The organism is Burkholderia sp. Bp8986 (assembly GCF_003854225.1).
GTDB lineage: Bacteria > Pseudomonadota > Gammaproteobacteria > Burkholderiales > Burkholderiaceae > Burkholderia.
Window position 1 is genome coordinate 35554 of sequence record NZ_QTQM01000004.1, and the last position, 17710, is coordinate 53263.

The window sequence follows — 17710 nt, forward strand, 5'->3', positions numbered from 1 at the left end:
TGATGCAGCGCGCTTCGGCTTGTCGGCGGGTTCCGTGCCGCGTTACTGCGCGGCCGGTGCGCTCGCGGGCAGGGTCGGCATCGCTGGAGCGATCGGCGCGCCGTTGGAGGCCGGCGCCGTCGTCGCCCCGCTCGGCGCCGCCACGGGCGCAGCGGCCGAGGCCGCGGCAGGCGCGCTCGCGGGCATCGCGCCGTCCGCACCCGGATCGTCGTACTGCGGCAAGCCCGGCGCCGCCGGCGCGTTGTTCGGCGCGCCGCCCGACTCGCCCGGATCCTCGTAGTTCGGCAAGCCCGGCACGGCCGGCGTGGCCGCCGGCACCGCTCCCGCTTCACCCGGCTCCGTGTAGTTCGGCGGCGCGGCCGACGCCGACTGGCCGTGATACGTCAGCGACTTGCGCTGCTGCAGATACGCATCGCGGACGAACGAGTACGGATCGAGTGCCGCCTGCTTCAGCAGATCGGTCGCGCCGAGCAGATCCGAACGCGCGCTGATGAATTGCGCGATGTACATCGGATTGCGCACGGCCGGCTCGATGTAGTTGAGCAGGTTGAAGCGGACGTCCACCGCGCGGCCGACGCCGTCGCGGATCGTGCTCGGCCCGAACACGGGCAGCACGAGGTACGGGCCGGACGGCATGCCCCAGCGCGCCATCGTCAGCCCGAAATCCTGGTGATGCTTCGGCAGCCCGGCCGGCGTCGCGATGTCGATCAGGCCGGCGACGCCGAACACCGAGTTCATCGCCACGCGCATCAGGTCCTGCGTCGCATCGGTGATGCGCAGCTGCAACAAGTTGTTCGCCATGTTGCCGAGATCGCCGAGGTTCGAGAAGAAATTGCTGATCGCGGTACGCACGGGCGTCGGCGTGATCTTCTGGTAACCCTTCGCGATCGGCACGGCGATGTTCGTGTCGACCGTGTCGTTGAACTTGTACATCGCCCGGTTCATCGGCTCGAGCGGGTCGTTGGGGTTGCGGTTCGGGCCCGTCGCGCAGCCGCTCAGCACTGCGCTGGCAGCGACGGTCGCCGCAATGATTCGCACCTTATTCATTGTTTCCTTGCAATTGGTTCTTGGCGCGTTTGACGCGCGGTTTGCCCATCAGGACGGGCTGAAACACCACGGCGCCGATCAGGGTGCAGGTCAACGCCAGCGCGAGCAGCTTGCCCATGCTCGACGTGCCCGGATGATGCGACAGCCACAGGCTGCCGAAGGCGGTTGCGGTCGTCGCGGCACTGAACAGCACCGCGTGCGTGAGGCTCGAATGCAGCAGGCCCGTCTGGCCTGCGCGCCACGCCATCACGAAGTACACCTTGAACGCGACGCCGACGCCGAGCATCAGCGGCAGCGCGATGATGTTCGCGAAGTTCAGCGACATGCCGAGCACGACGCACATCTCGAGCGTGACGAGCCCCGACACGAGCAGCGGCACCAGCGTGCGCAGCACGTCGCCGAAGCGGCGCAGCGTGATCCACAGCAGGATCGTGATCGAGAGGATCGACCACAGCGCCGCGTGCAGGAACGCGTTGATGATCGTGTCGGCCGAATGCAGGATCGAGATCGGCCCGCCGGTCGCGCCGGGTTCCGCCGCCTTCACCGTCTTCGCGAAGCGGCGCAGCATCGTGTCGTCGTTCGGGTCGACGCCCTTCGGCACCTTCGGCGAAATCTGCACGAGCGCGTGGCCGTCCGGCGCGACCCAGTCGCGCACGATCTGCGGCGGCAGCGATTCGCGCGTGATGTCCTGCGGTTGCAGCAGCGTCGCGAGCTGGTTGAGCGCGATGCGCAGCGTGTCGGAGAACGCGCGTTCGGCGCGATCGCGCGCCGCGCTGTCGGCGGTGGCCAGCTTCGCGAGCGACGCCGACAGATGCTGCGCGGCGGCGGCACCGGGGCCCGGGTGATCTTCCGCCGCGTAGCTGAGCAGGTCCGACACGCGCTTGAGCGCGGCGACGCGCTGCGCATCGGTCGCGGCCGGCGCGGCCGGCTGCGTCAGCGCGGGCAGCAGCTCGCTCGCGGCCGCGGCGATCGCCGCGCGCTTGGCCGGCTGGTCGGCCGGCACGAAGGTCGTGAGCGTCGTCGTGCGGCCGACTTCCGGCAGCGCGTCGAGGCGCTTCGCGGCCGCGTCGGCCTCGGCGAGCGACGGCGCGAGCAGCGTGACGTCGTTGACGGCCGCTTCGGGCGAATCCTTCAGCGCGAGCAGCGTCGCCATCGATTCGCTGTTCGGATCCTTCAGGTGCAGCGGGTTGAAATCGAAGTGCAGGAACGCGAGCAGCGGCAGCGCGCCGATCACGACCGCGAGCGTGCCGATCAGGATCGGCTTGCGATGGCGATCGAGGAAGTCGTCGACGGGGGCGAGCCACGGAAAGCCCGGCGTCTTCGATTCGCCCGGCGGCGCGAACAGGCGCAGCAGCGCGGGCAGCAGCGTGAGCGTGGTCAGCAGCGCGACGAACATCCCGACGCCCGCGATCAGGCCGAGCTCGGACACGCCGCGATAGGCCGTGGGAATGAACGAGAAGAAGCTCGCCGCAACCGCCGCGGTGGCGAGCGCGAGCGGCATGCCCATCGAGTGCGCGGCGCCGACCAGCGCGTGATCGATGCGCGGATCGCGGAAGCGTTCCTCGCGGTACTTCACGCCGTACTGGATCGAGAAGTCGACGCCGAGGCCGACGAACAGCACCATGAACGCGACCGAGATCATGTTCAGCGAACCGACCATCGCGAGGCCGAGCGCGGCCGTCACGACGAGGCCGACGAACAGCGTGACGAGCACCGAGCCGATCATCCGCTTCGAGCGCAGCGCGAGCCACAGGATCACGAGCACGGCGAGCAGCGTGAGCACGCCGTTGAGCGCGGCGCCGTCTTGCACCGACGCGAATTCGTCGTCGGCGAGCGGCTGTTCGCCGGTCAGGCGCACGACCGCGCCGTAGCGTTGCTCGATGCCGAGCGCTTTCGCCGTGTCGCGGATCACCCGGGTCGTTTCGGCACCGGCCTTCAGCGCGCCATAGTCGACGACCGGCTGCACCGTGACGAACGCGCGTGCCGGCTGGCGTGCGGCATCGCTGTCGACCAGCCCGCGCCACGAGAACGCGGCGGGCCTGCCGGCCAGCACGTCGTCGACCGTCGCGGCGCTGCGCGCGAGCAGCTTCGCCATCGCGGGCAGCTTCACCTGGCCGGTCAGGAGCGGCTGGCCGAGCGTGGTGGACAGCGTGGTCGCGAGCCCGGTCAGGCTCGGGTTCTTCGCGAGTTCGTTGACGAGCGGCCGCGCGCTCGCGAGCTGCGACGTCGTATCCGACACTTCCTGCGGCGACAGGAACAGCAGCCCGTTGTGCTCGAAGAACGGGCCGCCGCCGGGTTCGGCGACCTGGCCGATGCGGCCGGCGTCGGCCTGCTTGCGCAGGGCTTCGGTGAGCGTGTGCGCGGCGGCCGTCGCGAATTCGGGGGCCGGTGCCTCGACTACCGCGAGGATCGTGCCGTTGCGTTGCGGGAAGGCCTTGTCGACGGCCTGGCCGAGCGCGGCCCACTGCGGTTCCGCGTCGACGAGCTTGCTGATGTCCGTGTTGATCTTGAAGTGCTGCGCGACGTAGACGCCGCTGAAGACGGCGATGACGAGCGACAGCACGACGACCCAGACGGGGCGGCGTACCGACAATGCGACGAGTCGGACGATGAGAGAAGTCACCATGTGGCGGTGGGGAGGGGCTGGCAAGGACAAGGCAAAGAGTATACCGGCGCCACGTGACGTCGGTCGCCACGTTGGAGCGTAAAGGGGCGGGAAGGATATTTGCTGCGCCGGGAGGGAATCGCCGCGAATCGTCGGACGAATGGGCGGCGGAAATTGACATAATCGGCACCGATCGCGCAGCGGCCGGCACCCTGTGACAAAAGGGGCTGAAAGGTAACAGTCGGTCACCGCACGGCAGGCGGGCCGCCGGGCCGCTATACTTCGACCCACCGGCCGATGCGATCGATGCAATCCGCCGTCCGTTTTTTTCACCGAGTGCGAATATCCGTATGAAACGTCATCTGTTTGCTTTCGTCGCGGCGGCCGCCGTGTCGGTTTCCGCTTTCGCGCAGAGCGCGCCGGTCGACATCGTCCGTAATGCGGTCGAAGGCACCGTCAACGCGATGAAGGCCGATCCGGGTGCGCGCGGCGGCGACATGGCAAAAGTCACGCAAGTCGTCGAGCAGCGCTTCCTGCCCGCGACGAACTTCGAGCGCACGACCCGCATCGCGGTCGGCGATGCCTGGAAGCAGGCGACGCCGCAACAGCAGCAGGAGCTGTACAAGCAGTTCAAGCTGCTGATGACGCGTACCTATGCCGCGTCGCTCGCGCAGCTCGGCAGCCAGGACGCGAAGTTCTCGTTCAAGGCCGGCGGCGCGTCGGGTGCCGATGCGCTGGTGCAGTCGACGGTCACGACGCCGGGCGACAGCCAGTCGGTCGGCTACCGGCTCGGCAAGGTCGGCAGCGACTGGAAGATCTACGACATCGACATGTCGGGTGCGTGGCTGATCCAGGTCTACCAAGGGCAGTTCAAGAGCCAGCTCGCGTCGGGCGGGATCGACGGCCTGATCGCGTATCTGCAGAAGCACAATTCGCGGACGAATTGAGCGTCGCTGCGCGCAGTCTGGATTTTGGATGAGTGAAAGGCGCCTCCGGGCGCCTTTTTCGTTCGTGGTCAGTCGAGCGGTCGAGCGGCGATTGCCACTGCGCGATGCCGACTCGGCGAATCACATGCGAAGCGAGAAAAAACAGCATCGTAGGGCTAATCAATGTGACCGACGCGCAGAGTGCCTTTTGCGGCGCCGCACGTCGCCGCCCTACCGCCGCCGATGCTCGACCGCGAACTTGATCAGCTCCGCCTGCCCTTCGATCTCGAGCTTGCGCTTCAGGTTGAGCCGATGCGTTTCCACCGTGCGGACCGACAGCCCCGTCTGCTGCGCGATCTGCTTGCTCGACAGCCCCTCGGCCAGTGCATCGAGGATGTCGCGCTCGCGCGGCGTCAGCCGGTCGAGGGGCGACGCGGTCGCGCTCGCCTGGATCATCCGCGCGGCGAGCCCTTCGCTGAAGAACGTCTGCCCGGCCAGCACCGAGCCGATCGCGCGCACGATCTCGCTCGCGGGCGAATCCTTCAGCAGGTAGCCGCTCGCGCCGGCGCGCACGGCCTGCGTCACGTATTCGATGTTGTCGTGCATCGACAGCATGAGCACGCGAATCCCCGGAAAGCGCTCGTGGAACACGCCGGCGAGCGTGATGCCGTTCATCCCGTTCATGCCGACGTCCATCAGCGCGAGATCGGGCTCGAGCGACGCGGCGAGCGCAAGCGCCTCGTCCGCGTTGCCGGCTTCGCCGACCACCGACAGGTCGGCCGCCTCGAGCCGCATCCGCAGGCCGTCGCGCACCAGCGGATGATCGTCGACCAGCAGCAGTCGGGCAGCGGGCCGGGCGGTGTCGGGGGCACTCATGGGCAAGGTCTCCGGTTATGGGGATCGTGTTCAGGCGGCGCGCAGCGGCACGCGCGCGGCCACGACGGTATGGCCGACCTGCGACGTGATCGTCAGCATGCCGCCCAGCGCGTCGAGCCGCTCGCGCATGTTGCGCAGCCCGATGCCGCGGCGCGCGTCGGTCTGCGTACGCTCGGCGTCGAAGCCGCAGCCGTTGTCGGCGATGGTCAGCGTGACGGCATGCGCGCCGACGTCGAGCGTGACGGCCGCGCGCGACGCCTGCGCATGATGCACGATGTTGCTGAGCGCTTCCTGCGCGATCCGGAACAGCGCCGTGTTGACCGGCGCGGGCAGCGGCCGCGCGCCGCTGTGCGCCACCTGCGTATAGCCGATGTCGATGCCGCTTTCCGCGCCGAGCTCGCGCACGAGCTGCTCGAGCGCGGCGGCGAGGCCGAGATCGTCGAGCATCGCCGGGCGCAGCGCGTGTGAGATGCGGCGCACTTCGCGCAGCGTGTCGCCGAGCCGCCCGACGCCCGATGCGAGCGCCTGCTCGGCCTCGGGCATGCGCGCGGTGCCGCGCTCGAAGCGCGCGAGTGCGGATTCGAGCATCAGCTTCGCGGACACCATCATCTGGCTGATCCCGTCATGCAGCTCGCGCGACAGCCGCTCGCGCTCCTGCTCCTGCGATTCGACGACGCGCTGCGCGAGCTGCTTGAGCTTCGCGTCGGCGCTGCGCGACTCGCTGACGTTCAGCACCAGCGCACAGACGGCGATCGCCGCCGCGCCGGTCAGGGCGATCGCGGTGAGCCAGCTCATCGTGCGCTCGATGTTCGCGGACGCGCGCGCGTCGATGCGCTGCAGCGCGGTGTCGACGTCGTCGAGATAGATGCCGGTGCCGACCATCCAGCCCCAGCGTTCGAGCGCGACGACGTAGCCGAGCTTCGGCGCGGGCTTGCCCGTCGACGGCCGCTGCCACGTGTAGCGCACGTAGCCGCCGCCGTGGGACGCGGCGCCGATCAGCTGCTGGATCGTCAGCGCGCCCTGCGGGTCGCGCATCGACCAGTAGTTGTGGCCGACGCGCTCGGGCTCGCGCGGATGCATCAGCGCATTGCCGTGCAGGTCGTATACGAAGAAATAGCCGTCGGGGCCGAAATCCATCTTCTGCAGCATCGCGAGCGCCTGCGTGCGCAGCAGTCCGTCGTCGCGCGCATTGCGGCCGCTCGCGTCGTACAGCGGCATGATCGCACTCGTCGCGAGTTCGACGTAATGCTTCAGCTCGACTTCCTTGCTCGACAGGTAGGCGGCCTGGATCGTCGCGTGCTGCGTGCGCGCGAGCGACGTCGCCTGCTGGCGCACGCCGAAGCCGATGCCGGCGATCGCGAGCAGGAACGGCACGATGGCCAGAAGGAAAATCTTTGCCTTGAGTCTCATGGTGGTGTGAAGCGGGCGCGAGCCGGCGGGCGCGCGTGTCGCGCGGCGGCCGGGCGAGCCGACATTGTCGGCGATTTCGCCCGCGGCCGGCGCTGTGGCGGCCGGGCGGCCAGCCGTGGCTCAGGCGCGCCGCAGCGTGCGCTCGGCGGACGGGGCCGTCTGCACGACGACCTGGTTGCGCCCGCCTTCCTTCGCGCGGTACAGCGCGTCGTCGGCGAGCTTCAGTGCGGCCTGGATGCTGTCGTCGAGTTCCGGATAGCAGGTCGTCACGCCGATGCTCGCGGTCAGGCGGTCCGACGCATCCGTGTCGTGCAGGATGCCGAGATCGAGGATGGCGGTGCGGATCGATTCGGCGATTGTCACGGCGCCGGGCGTGTCGACGTCCGGCAGCACCACGACGAACTCCTCGCCGCCGTAGCGCGCTGCATAGTCGGCCGGGCGGCGCAGGCATCCGGCGATGCAGCGGCCGACCGCGGCGAGCGCATCGTCGCCGGCCTGGTGGCCTTGCGTGTCGTTGTAGCGCTTGAAGTGATCGACATCGACGAACAGCAGCGACAGCGCGTGCTGCGAGCGCGCCGCGCGGCGCCATTCGCGCGCGAGCGTGACGTCGAGCATCCGGCGGTTGTCGAGGCCCGTGAGGCCGTCGGTGCGCGCGAGCGCTTCCAGCTCGGTTTCCGCGCGGTGCCGCTTGCGCAGCTGGATGTCGAGCAGCATCGACAGGCCGACGAAGCCGAGCGCGAGCAAGGCCATCGCCGAGCCGATCGGGATCGCGCGGTCGTACCACGCGGCGTAGGTGTCCGCCTCCGAGCGCGCGACCATGATGATCAGCGGCAGGTGGTCGAGGTGCCGGAACACGTACAGGCGCCGCACGCCGTCGATCGACGCGGTATCGGCGAAGCTCCCTTCGTTGGCGGTCATGAACCGGCGGAACGTGCTGGCCTTGCTGATGTTGCGGCCGACGATCGCCGGATCGTAAGGCTGGCGCGCGAGCATCAGGCCCTTCGTATTGATCAGCGCCATCGACCCGCGATCGCCGAGCGAGAGGCGCGAGAACAGGTCCTGGAAATATTCGAGCCGGATCGACATCACGGCGACGCCGCCGAACGACCCGTCGGGCCGCGTGATCCGCCGGCTGAGCGCAATGCTCGGCGAGCCGCCGCGCAATCGCGAACGGTACGGGTCGCTGACGTACAGGCCGACGTCCGGGTTGTCGCGGTGCACCGTGAAGTACGACTCGTTGCCGAAGTTGGCCTTGCGCGGCACGTCGCTCTTGCCGTCGACCGCGATGTCGCCGTTCGTGTCGAGCACGTAGATGCCGCCGAGATACTTGGCCGTCGTCGCGCGATCGAACAGCACCTGGCGGCGCAGCGGCATCGGCAGCGCGAGGACCGCGGGATCGTTCTCGCCTTCGACGACCGCCTGCAGCGACAGCGAATAGAACTCGATGTTGCGCTCGATGTCCCACGACGCCATCAGCGCGATGTTCTGCTGGGTGGTGCGCGCGCGATCGCGTGCGTCGATCCGGCCTTCGTACAGCAGGATGCCGCACAGCAACAACAGGATCAGTGCGATCAGCAGCCCTGAATAGAAGATCAGGTGCGGCAGCAGGAACCGGCGCAATTGGGCGGCGACGCGGCTTGTCAGGCCGGATTCGCTGGGCATTGCGTAGTCGGTTTCTGCCATGGTCCGTGGATCGATGGGCATCGTCGCCGGGGCGGCGGGCCGATGCGATTGTTCGTATGATTTGCCGGCGATGATCCGGAATGCACCCCCCGGTGCGCATTCCGCCCGACCGATCTGGAACATGATGCCGATGATCGGCGATGGCGGCCGGATAAACCGCTGCATCACCTGCTCACCGGCAAGAGTTGCCGCGATTCGACGATCCGACGAATCGGGCGGCGCGGATTGGTCCGAGTATAACGCGCGCATTCGTGCACGCGGAAAATGTTGCGGACCGTTGATCCGGATCAAATTATCGCCCTGGCCGAGACTTGCCAGTCGCGTGGGGAACGTTGCAGCGCAAGGCTTTGCGCCAGGAGGGGGCAGCGCGCATACTGCCGTCGCCGATTTACATGCTTTAACGGCAGGTGCACGCGGAACCTTAAATCGTGCGATTCGGATCGATTATCCGTTTCAGCGTTTGCATGAATTCGAATGTAAAAACGGGCAGCCGTAATGGCTGCCCGCTTCGTGAAAACCGCATGCGGGAAAGCCCGCATGCGAAGGCTTACGCGCCGTGCTGTTGCGCCTTGTACGCGAGCCGGAACCGATGCAGCAGCGGCTCGGTATAACCGCTCGGCTGCGACGTGCCCTGCAGCGCCAGTGCGCATGCGGCCTTGAACGCGGTCGACTGGTCGTAGCCGGGCGCCATCGGGCGATAGTTCGGGTCGCCGGCGTTCTGCTGGTCGACGACGCGCGCCATCCGCTTGAACACGTCGAGCACGAAGGCCTCGGTGATCACGCCGTGGCGCAGCCAGTTCGCGATGTGCTGGCTCGAGATGCGCAGCGTCGCGCGGTCTTCCATCAGGCCGACGTCGTGGATGTCCGGCACCTTCGAGCAGCCGACACCCTGTTCGACCCAGCGCACGACGTAGCCGAGAATGCCCTGCGCGTTGTTCTCGACCTCGCTCAGGATTTCGCTCTCGCTCCACGCGGCGCGCTCGACGACCGGCACGGTCAGCAGCCCTTCGAGCAGCGTGTCGCGCTCGCTTGCGTACGGCGTCTTCTCGAGTTCCTGCTGGATGGCCTGCACGTCGACGAGATGGTAGTGCAGCGCGTGCAGCGTCGCGGCGGTCGGCGACGGCACCCACGCGGTGTTCGCGCCGGCGCGCGGATGCGCGATCTTCTGCTCGAGCATCGCGTGCATCAGGTCCGGCATCGCCCACATGCCCTTGCCGATCTGCGCGCGGCCGCGCAGGCCGGCCGACAGGCCCGCGAGCACGTTGTTGCGCTCGTACGCCTGGATCCACGCCGACGACTTCATGTCGCCCTTGCGGATCATCGGGCCCGCTTCCATCGCGGTGTGCATCTCGTCGCCGGTGCGGTCGAGGAAGCCGGTGTTGATGAACGCGACGCGCGCGGCCGCCGCCGCGATACAGGCGGCGAGGTTCACGCTGGTGCGGCGCTCCTCGTCCATGATGCCCATCTTCAGCGTGTTGCGCGGCAGGCCGTACAGATCCTCGATGCGCGCGAACAGCGTGTCGGCGAACGCGACTTCGACCGGGCCGTGCATCTTCGGCTTCACGATGTAGATCGAGCCGGTGCGCGAGTTGCGCTTGGCCTTCAGGTCGTGCAGCGCGCACAGCGTCGTGACGACACCGTCGAGGATGCCTTCCGGAATCTCGTTGCCGTCGCGGTCCAGCACCGCGCCGTTGGTCATCAGGTGGCCGACGTTGCGCACGAACAGCAGCGAGCGGCCGTGCAGCACCAGCGTGCCGCCGGCCGGCGTGGTGTACTCGCGATCGGCGTTCAGGCGGCGCGTGAAGGTCTTGCCGCCCTTCGCGACCTCCTCGACCAGCGTGCCCTGCATCAGGCCGAGCCAGTTGCGGTAGAGCTGGACCTTGTCGTCGGCGTCGACCGCCGCGACCGAATCCTCGCAGTCGATGATCGTGCTGACCGCGGCTTCGAGCACGACGTCCTTCACGTTCGCGAGATCGGCGCGGCCGATGGCGGTGGACGCGTCGATCTGGATCTCGAGGTGCAGGCCGTTGTGCTTCAGCAGGATCGCGGACGGCGCGCCCGCCGCACCCTGGTAGCCGACGAACTGTGCCGGCTGCGCGAGGTGCACGACGCCCTTGCCGGTTTCGACGGCGAGCTGGCCGTCTTCCACGCGATAGCGCAGCGCGTCGCGGTGCGAGCCGCTCGCGAGCGGCGCCGCGTTGTCGAGCACGCCGCGCGCGTAGTCGATCACGCGCTGGCCGCGCGTCGGGTTGTACGCCGTGGTGCGCTCGGCGCCGCCGTCCTCGGGTAGCGCATCGGTGCCGTACAGCGCGTCGTACAGGCTGCCCCAGCGTGCGTTCGCGGCGTTCAGCGCATAGCGCGCGTTCGACAGCGGCACGACGAGCTGCGGGCCGGCCTGCGTCGCGATTTCGCTGTCGACGTTCGCGGTGGCTGCCGCGACGTTCGACGGGACCGGCACGAGGTAGCCGATCTCTTCGAGAAATGCGCGAAACGCGGCATGGTCGCGCACCGGGCCGGGGTGCGCGCGATGCCACGTGTCGAGTTCCTGCTGCAGGCGGTCGCGTTCCGCGAGCAGCTCGCGGTTGCGCGGCGCGAGGTCGTGTACCAGGGCCGAGAAACCGCTCCAGAACGCGGCCTTGTCGATACCGGTGCCCGGCAGTGCTTCGTTTTCAATGAACTGGCTCAGCGCTGGCGCGACTTGCAGTCCTGCTTGGTCGATCATCGTGATTCCTCCCGGGGAAAAAATTCGCGCGCGGCTTGGCTGACTCATGTCGCGACGCTTTGTACGCCGGCGCGGGCGATCAGCGCGTCCTGCTCGGACTTTACGCCAGACACGCCGATTGCGCCCGCAATCCGGCCGTCGAACGCTACCGGCACGCCGCCTTCGAGCAAGCCCGTCAGCGGCACGCTGAGAAACGCGGTGCGGCCACCGTTGATCATATCCTCATACGCTTTCGTCTCGCGCCGGCCGAGCGCCGCCGCACGCGCCTTGTCCTGCGCGATGACGGCGCTGGCCGGCGACGCGCCGTCCAGGCGCGCGAACGCGAGCAGGTGGCCGCCGTCGTCGACGATGGCGATCGATACGGCCCAGCCGTGCCGTGCGGCTTCCACGCGGGCGGCCGCGAGCATGCGTTCGGCGTCGGCGAGCTGGAGTTCGGGTTTGGTTTGCATCATGTTCCTCCGGAATCAGCGGTCGGTGGAATCAGTCGACCCGTCGGTCGTCGACGAGCTCGATCCAGTGGCGCACGCGCGTGCGGCCCGCGCCGTTCAGGTGAGTCTGGCAGCCGACGTTGGCCGTGACAATCAGGTCCGGCCGCGCGGCTTCGAGCGCGTCGAGCTTGTTGTCGCGCAGCCTGGCCGCGAGTTCGGGCTGCGTCAGCGCATAGGTGCCGGCCGAGCCGCAGCAGAGATGGCCGTCGGCGACATTCGTCAGATCGAAGCCGAGCCGCGTCAGGATGCTTTCGACCGCGCCGCCGAGCCGCTGCGCGTGCTGCAGCGTGCACGGGCAGTGGACCGCGACGCGGCGTCGCGTCGACTCGGCCAGCGCGTCGAGCGGCTCGGCCGCGATCACTTCCGCGAGGTCGCGCGCGAGCGCGCTGACGTGCCGCGCCTTGTCCGCATAGACGGGGTCGGAGCGCAGCAGGTCGCCGTATTCCTTCACGAACGCGCCGCAGCCGCTCGCCGTCAGCACGATCGCCTCCGCGCCGGCTTCGATCGCAGGCCACCACGCGTCGATGTTGCGGCGTGCGCGCGCGAGCCCGGCATCCTGCGCGTTCAAATGATATTCGGTCGCGCCGCAGCAGCCGGCTTCGCGCGCGGGCGTCACGCTGATGCCGAGGCGGTCGAGCACGCGCGCGGCGGCCGCGTTCGTGTTCGGCGACAGCGAAGGCTGCACGCAGCCTTCCAGCATCAGCACGCGCCGCGCATGGCGTACCGGCGGGCGCGGCGTGGCGGCGGGCACGGCGGCCGGAATCTTGTCCTGCAGCGTGCCGGGCAGCAGCGGGCGCAGCGCGCGGCCGGCCTTCAGCAGCGCGGCGAAGGTTGCCGGCCGCGGCACCACGTGACGCAGGCCCGCGCGCAGCAGGCGCTCGCGCGCAGGCCGCCGCGCGCGCTTCTCGGCTTCCGCGCGGCCGATGTCGAGCAGCGTGTGATAGCGCACGCCGGACGGGCAGGTCGTCTCGCAGTTGCGGCAGGTCAGGCAGCGGTCGAGATGCTGCTGCGTGCGCTCGCCGCACGGCTCGCCTTCGAGCATTTGCTTGATCAGGTAGATGCGTCCGCGCGGCCCGTCGAGCTCGTTGCCGAGCACTTGATAGGTCGGGCAGGTCGCATTGCAGAAGCCGCAGTGCACGCACGCGCGCAGGATCGCTTCCGCTTCGTCGGCCCGGTCGAGGGCCGTGCTGGCTTCGCTGAGATTGGTTTGCATATCGGCGGTTCGAAGTCGGGTTGGCGTCAGACGTTCGCGTACAGGCGGCCGGGATTGAAGATCGCATGCGGATCGAGCTGCGCCTTCAGCTGCCGATGCACGCGCAGCAGCGCGGGCGGCAGCGGCTGGAACGGCTCGGGCGTCGTGCCGGGCGTGAAGCAGCTCGCGTGGCCGCCCCACTGCGCTGCGAAGTGCTGCACGTCGGCCGGCGCGGCGTCGCTTTTCAGCCAGCGCTGCGCGCCGCCCCAGTCGACGAGCAGCGCGCCGGGCAGCGCTTCGAGCGGCGCGGCCGCCGGCACCGATACGCGCCACAGCGGGCGCGGATCGTCGAAGAACGGCAGCGACAGGTCGCGCAGCCGCGCCCAGAACCCGTCGTCGCGATCGTCCATCCGCTCGCCGCCGATCGTGTCGCGCGCGGCCTTCACCGAGCCCTCGCCGCCTTCGAGCCGCACGCGCAGCACGCCGTCCGCGTGGCACGCACCCGCGAGCGGCAGCCCCGCGCGACGCCATGCCGCGACGCGCTGCACGGCTTCGGCGGCAGCGAGCTGTAAGGCGAGATCGCCGGTCGCGCGCGGCTTCGGCAGCACCTTCAGCGACACTTCCGTCACGACGCCGAGACAGCCGAAACTGCCCGCGAGCAGCCGCGACACGTCGTAGCCCGCGACGTTCTTCATCACCTCGCCGCCGAAGCGCAGGTGCTTCGCGTGGCCGGTGATCACGCGACAGCCGAGCACGAAGTCGCGCACCGCGCCGGCCCACGGGCGGCGCGGCCCCGACAGCGCCGCCGCGAACATGCCGCCCACCGTTGCCGTGCCGCCGAACGTGGGCGGCTCGCACGGCAGCATCTGGCCGGCCGCGTCGAGCATCGCTTCCAGTTCGGCGAGCGGCGTGCCCGCGCGTGCGGTGATGACAAGTTCGGTCGGGTCGTACGCGACGATGCCGCGGTGCGTGCGCACGTCGAGCGCGCGGCCTTCGACCGCGCGGCCGACGAACGCCTTCGTGCCCGCGCCGCGGATGTGCAGCGGCTGGCGCGCGTGGATCGCGGCGTCGACCTGCGCGACGAGCGCCGCGCTGTCGTCGATCGATTCGGGTTCGCGTTCGCGTCGCATCAGAAGCGCTCCAGTTCGGGAAACGGCAGCTTGCCGTGATGGACGTGCATCGCGCCGAACTCGGCGCAGCGGTGCAGCGTCGGGATGTTCTTGCCGGGGTTGAGCAGGCGCTGCGGATCGAACGCGGCCTTCACCGCGTGGAAGAACGTGATTTCGTCGGCGTTGAACTGCACGCACATCTGGTTGATCTTCTCGCGCCCGACACCGTGTTCGCCGGTGATGCTGCCGCCTGCCGCGACGCACAGTTCGAGGATCTTGCCGCCGAGCGCTTCCGCGCGGTCGAGCTCGCCGGGACGGTTCGCGTCGAACAGGATCAGCGGATGCATGTTGCCGTCGCCCGCATGGAACACGTTCGCGACCGGCAGCGCGTATTGCGCGGACAGCGCGGCGATCCCTTCGAGCACGCGCGGCAGCTCGCGGCGCGGGATCGTGCCGTCCATGCAGTAGTAGTCGGGCGACATGCGGCCGACCGCCGGGAACGCGTTCTTGCGGCCGGCCCAGAAGCGTTGCCGCTCCGCTTCGTCGCGCGCGACGCGGATCTCCGACGCGCCGGCGTCGCGCAGCAGCGCGGCCACGCGTTCGGCGTCTTCGTCGACATCGGTCGCGGCGCCGTCGAGTTCGCACAGCAGGATCGCCTGCGCGTCGACCGGGTAGCCGGCGTGGATGAAGTCCTCGGCCGCGCGGATCGCGAGGTTGTCCATCATCTCGAGCCCGCCGGGAATCACGCCCGCGCCGATGATCCGCGCGACCGCCGCGCCGGCTTCGGCCACGTCGTCGAAGCTCGCCATCAGCACCTTCACGCTCGACGGTTTCGGCAGCAGCTTCACCGTCACCTCGGTGACGATGCCGAGCATCCCCTCGGAGCCGGTGAACAGCGCGAGCAGGTCGAAGCCGGGGGCGTCGAGCGCGTCGGCGCCGAGCGTCAGCGTGTCGCCGTCGATCGTCAGGATCTCGGCCTTCAGGATGTTGTGCACCGTCAGCCCGTATTTGAGGCAGTGCACGCCGCCCGCGTTTTCGGCGACGTTGCCGCCGATCGAGCACGCGATCTGCGACGACGGATCGGGCGCGTAGTAGAGGCCGTAGGGTGCCGCGGCCTGCGAGATCGCGAGGTTGCGCACGCCCGGCTGCACGCGCGCGATGCCGGCGTCGGCGTCGATTTCCAGGATCCGGTTGAACTTCGACATCACGAGCAGGATGCCTTTTTCGAGCGGCATCGCGCCGCCCGACAGCCCGGTGCCCGCGCCGCGCGCGACGACCGGCACGCCGTGCGCGGCCGCGACGCGCAGCACCGCACGCACCTGCTCGACCGTGTCGGGCAGCACGACCGCAAGCGGCACCGTGCGGTACGCGGCGAGGCCGTCGCATTCGAACGGCTTCAGCGCCTCGCGCTCGTGCAGCACGTCGAGGCCGGGCGCCGCCGCGTCGAGCGCGGCGACGAGCGTGTCGCGGTCGACGGTCGCCAACGGGCCGTCGATCCGTTCGTCGTAGGTGAAACTCATCGTGTGTCTCCGTCTCCACCATCTTCATCGTGCAGGCGGCCGCGGGACGCTCGGCACGCCGATGGACGGCATTCTTGGCGGGCGGCGGGGGCGTGTCCAGATGCCGCCCGCGTGGTCATACCAGTTTTTCTTAGAGTGTTTTCGAGAAGTGGCTCGATGTGACAGGAAACGCAATCCGCACAAGGGTTTGTGCGAAAATCGGCGACATCAGTCCAAAGTGGTCATACCAGTATGGAAATGCAGAATCGACAAGCGCCGGCGCGCAATGTCGCCGATGTCGTCGCCGAGCGGATCGAGCAGCTGATCGTCGACGGCGTGTTGAAGGCCGGGCAGGCGCTGCCGTCCGAACGTCGGCTGACCGAGAAGCTCGGCGTGTCGCGCACGGCCGTGCGCGAAGGGATGAAGCTGCTGCGCGCGCGCGGGATCATCGACACGACGCACGGCAAGGGCTCGTTCGTCGCGAGCCTGACCCCGCAGCGCGAAGTCTCGCCGATGATGCATCTGCTCGGCTCGCAGCCGCGCACGCTGTACGACCTGTTCGAGGTGCGCGGCATGCTCGAGACCGAAGCCGCGCGGCTCGCCGCGCTGCGCGGCACACCCGCCGACTTCATCCTGATCAAGCGCCGCTACGAGGAGATGACGGCGGCCGATGCGCTGGATCTCGATCCGGCCGCGCGCGCGAAGCTCGACCATGCGTTCCATCTCGCGATCTGCGAGGCGTCGCACAATCCGGTGCTGGTCAACACGCTGCAGTCGCTGACCGATCTGCTGCTCAGCTCCGTGTTCGCGTCGGTGAACAACCTCTATCATCGCGAGCCGCTGAAGAAGCAGATCGACCGCCAGCACGCGCGGCTCTACAACGCGGTGACGGGGCGGGTGCCCGACCAGGCCCGCAAGGCGGCGAGCGAGCATATCCGGCAGTGCGTCGAGTATCTGCGCGAGATCGAAGAGGAGGAGCAGCGGCTCGTGCGCTCGACGTTGCGGCTCGAAGGGTGGACTTGAGTCACGTGAACCAGCGTGGCCGATGACGTCAGGGCGTGTGTCAAGCATGTTGAGCTGGCGATGCGGCCTATTCGATGCGTGGCCCGACACGACCTGTTTAGCCGCTGCGCGACATGCGCTCAGGCGGTTGAATCGGGCGAAATTGGGGTGTAGTTCGTACCCGAAACGCGCAAAAAAGCCCGCCGAAGCGGGCAATCCTCTCGATGAAGAGGGGGAGATGCGAATCCGCGAGCAGACAGCCGCGATCAGCGCTCGGCGTCGGCTCACCCTTTCGTCGCCCCAAACGTGAGCCCCGCGACGAAATGCTTCTGCATCGCGAAGAACATCGCGACCGACGGCAACGCAGCGAGAATCGACCCGGCCGAAACAAGGTTCCAGGAAGTCGTCCATTGTCCCTTCAGCGCCGCCACACCCGCGGTAATCGGCGCGGCCTCGTCACCTTGCGTGAGACACAGCGCCCAGAAGTAATCGTTCCACACGAACGTAAACACGAGAATCGCGAGCGCTGCCAGCGCCGGCCGGATCAACGGCAACACGATCCGCCAGAACACCGTCCACTCGCCCGCGCCTTCGATCCGCGCCGCCTCGATCAGCTCGAACGGCAGCTGCTTGATGAAATTGCGCAGAAACAGCGTACAGAACCCCGTCTGAAACGCGACGTGAAAGAGAATCAGCGCCTCGACCGTATTGAACACCCCGAGCCTCAGCGACAAGTCGCGAACCGGAATCATCAGCACCTGCACCGGCACGAAATTCCCCGCGACGAAGGTCCCGAACAGCGCGGCATTCCCGCGAAACCGGTAAGTCGCCAGCGCGAACCCGGCCATCGCCGCGAGCGCGATCGACCCGAGCACCGACGGCACCGTGATCTGCACGCTGTTCCAGAAGTAATGCAGCATCGGCGACGTGGTCAGCGCGTCGCGATAGTTCTCGATCATCGAGAAGTGCCGCGGCCAGCCCCAGTAGTGACCTTCGACCAGTTCCTCGGTCGAGCGCACCGACGTGACGAACACCGCGATCATCGGCAGCAGCCAGATCACGAGCGCGACGGGCAGCGACAGCTTGTACAGCCGGCGCGATACCGGCTTCCAGTGGGCAACGGGTGTCGGAAACATGATGGATGGTTCCCC

At 68.6% G+C, this 17710-nt stretch carries 14 protein-coding genes; 3 read left to right on the top strand and 11 right to left on the bottom strand.

Annotated elements, in window-relative coordinates; translation table 11 throughout:
* Positions 1 to 42: 42 nt before the first annotated feature.
* Entirely contained in the window at positions 43 to 1047 is a 1005-nt protein-coding gene (locus DID99_RS05665; RefSeq protein WP_124485982.1) for a VacJ family lipoprotein, read from the bottom strand.
* Positions 1040 to 3673, bottom strand: coding sequence for an MMPL family transporter (locus tag DID99_RS05670; RefSeq protein WP_124666280.1), 2634 nt, complete (start codon positions 3671 to 3673; stop codon positions 1040 to 1042). The genes DID99_RS05665 and DID99_RS05670 overlap by 8 nt, the downstream gene beginning before the upstream one ends.
* A 329-nt stretch (positions 3674 to 4002) precedes the next feature.
* Between DID99_RS05670 and DID99_RS05675 the strand changes: the two genes are divergently transcribed.
* The gene (locus tag DID99_RS05675) at positions 4003 to 4599 is read left to right on the top strand and encodes a phospholipid-binding protein MlaC (protein WP_124485984.1); all 597 of its coding nucleotides are present in this window, start codon (positions 4003 to 4005) and stop codon (positions 4597 to 4599) included.
* Positions 4600 to 4809: 210 nt separating this feature from the next.
* Here DID99_RS05675 and DID99_RS05680 read toward each other — a convergent pair whose 3' ends face one another.
* The 3 genes from DID99_RS05680 to DID99_RS05690 all read right to left on the bottom strand — a co-directional run bounded on the left by DID99_RS05680 (position 4810) and on the right by DID99_RS05690 (position 8547).
* A complete protein-coding gene (locus DID99_RS05680; RefSeq protein WP_044848871.1) occupies positions 4810 to 5454 on the bottom strand; it encodes a response regulator transcription factor in 645 nt (214 codons plus the stop codon).
* Positions 5455 to 5484: 30 nt separating this feature from the next.
* Positions 5485 to 6864, bottom strand: coding sequence for a cache domain-containing protein (locus DID99_RS05685; protein ID WP_044848872.1), 1380 nt, complete (start codon positions 6862 to 6864; stop codon positions 5485 to 5487).
* A gap of 120 nt (positions 6865 to 6984) precedes the next feature.
* Positions 6985 to 8547: a sensor domain-containing diguanylate cyclase gene (locus DID99_RS05690; protein ID WP_124666281.1), complete on the bottom strand. Its 1563-nt coding sequence runs from the start codon at positions 8545 to 8547 to the stop codon at positions 6985 to 6987.
* A gap of 121 nt (positions 8548 to 8668) precedes the next feature.
* On the opposite strand from DID99_RS05690, the gene DID99_RS05695 reads away from it, so the two are divergent.
* Positions 8669 to 9043 carry a hypothetical protein gene (locus DID99_RS05695; protein ID WP_124666282.1) on the top strand — a complete coding sequence of 125 codons (375 nt, stop codon included), beginning with the start codon at positions 8669 to 8671 and terminating at the stop codon, positions 9041 to 9043.
* Positions 9044 to 9094: 51 nt separating this feature from the next.
* On the opposite strand, the gene DID99_RS05700 is transcribed toward DID99_RS05695, so the two are convergent.
* Genes DID99_RS05700 through glcD form a run of 5 tightly spaced genes read right to left on the bottom strand, consistent with a single transcriptional unit; the run spans position 9095 to position 15578 of the window.
* Positions 9095 to 11269, bottom strand: a complete 2175-nt coding sequence (locus tag DID99_RS05700) for a malate synthase G (RefSeq protein WP_124666283.1) — start codon at positions 11267 to 11269, stop codon at positions 9095 to 9097.
* Between the two features lie 44 nt (positions 11270 to 11313).
* On the bottom strand, positions 11314 to 11718 hold the full coding sequence (locus DID99_RS05705; protein WP_044848880.1) for a heme-binding protein: 405 nt from the start codon (positions 11716 to 11718) through the stop codon (positions 11314 to 11316).
* A 31-nt stretch (positions 11719 to 11749) separates the two neighbouring features.
* On the bottom strand, positions 11750 to 12970 hold the full coding sequence (glcF, locus tag DID99_RS05710; protein WP_124666284.1) for a glycolate oxidase subunit GlcF: 1221 nt from the start codon (positions 12968 to 12970) through the stop codon (positions 11750 to 11752).
* A gap of 26 nt (positions 12971 to 12996) precedes the next feature.
* Positions 12997 to 14079 (bottom strand): glycolate oxidase subunit GlcE, encoded by a 1083-nt coding sequence (gene glcE / locus DID99_RS05715; protein WP_124666285.1) that lies wholly within the window; start codon positions 14077 to 14079, stop codon positions 12997 to 12999.
* Positions 14079 to 15578 (bottom strand): glycolate oxidase subunit GlcD, encoded by a 1500-nt coding sequence (gene glcD / locus DID99_RS05720; RefSeq protein ID WP_124666286.1) that lies wholly within the window; start codon positions 15576 to 15578, stop codon positions 14079 to 14081. The genes glcE and glcD overlap by 1 nt, the downstream gene beginning before the upstream one ends.
* 231 nt (positions 15579 to 15809) lie before the next feature.
* Here glcD and glcC point away from each other — a divergent pair, with 231 nt between their 5' ends.
* Positions 15810 to 16580, top strand: a complete 771-nt coding sequence (gene glcC / locus DID99_RS05725) for a transcriptional regulator GlcC (protein ID WP_124666287.1) — start codon at positions 15810 to 15812, stop codon at positions 16578 to 16580.
* 263 nt (positions 16581 to 16843) lie between these two features.
* Here the strand turns inward: glcC and DID99_RS05730 are convergent, their stop codons facing one another.
* Positions 16844 to 17695, bottom strand: coding sequence for a carbohydrate ABC transporter permease (locus tag DID99_RS05730; RefSeq protein ID WP_039318652.1), 852 nt, complete (start codon positions 17693 to 17695; stop codon positions 16844 to 16846).
* Positions 17696 to 17710: the final 15 nt, after the last annotated feature.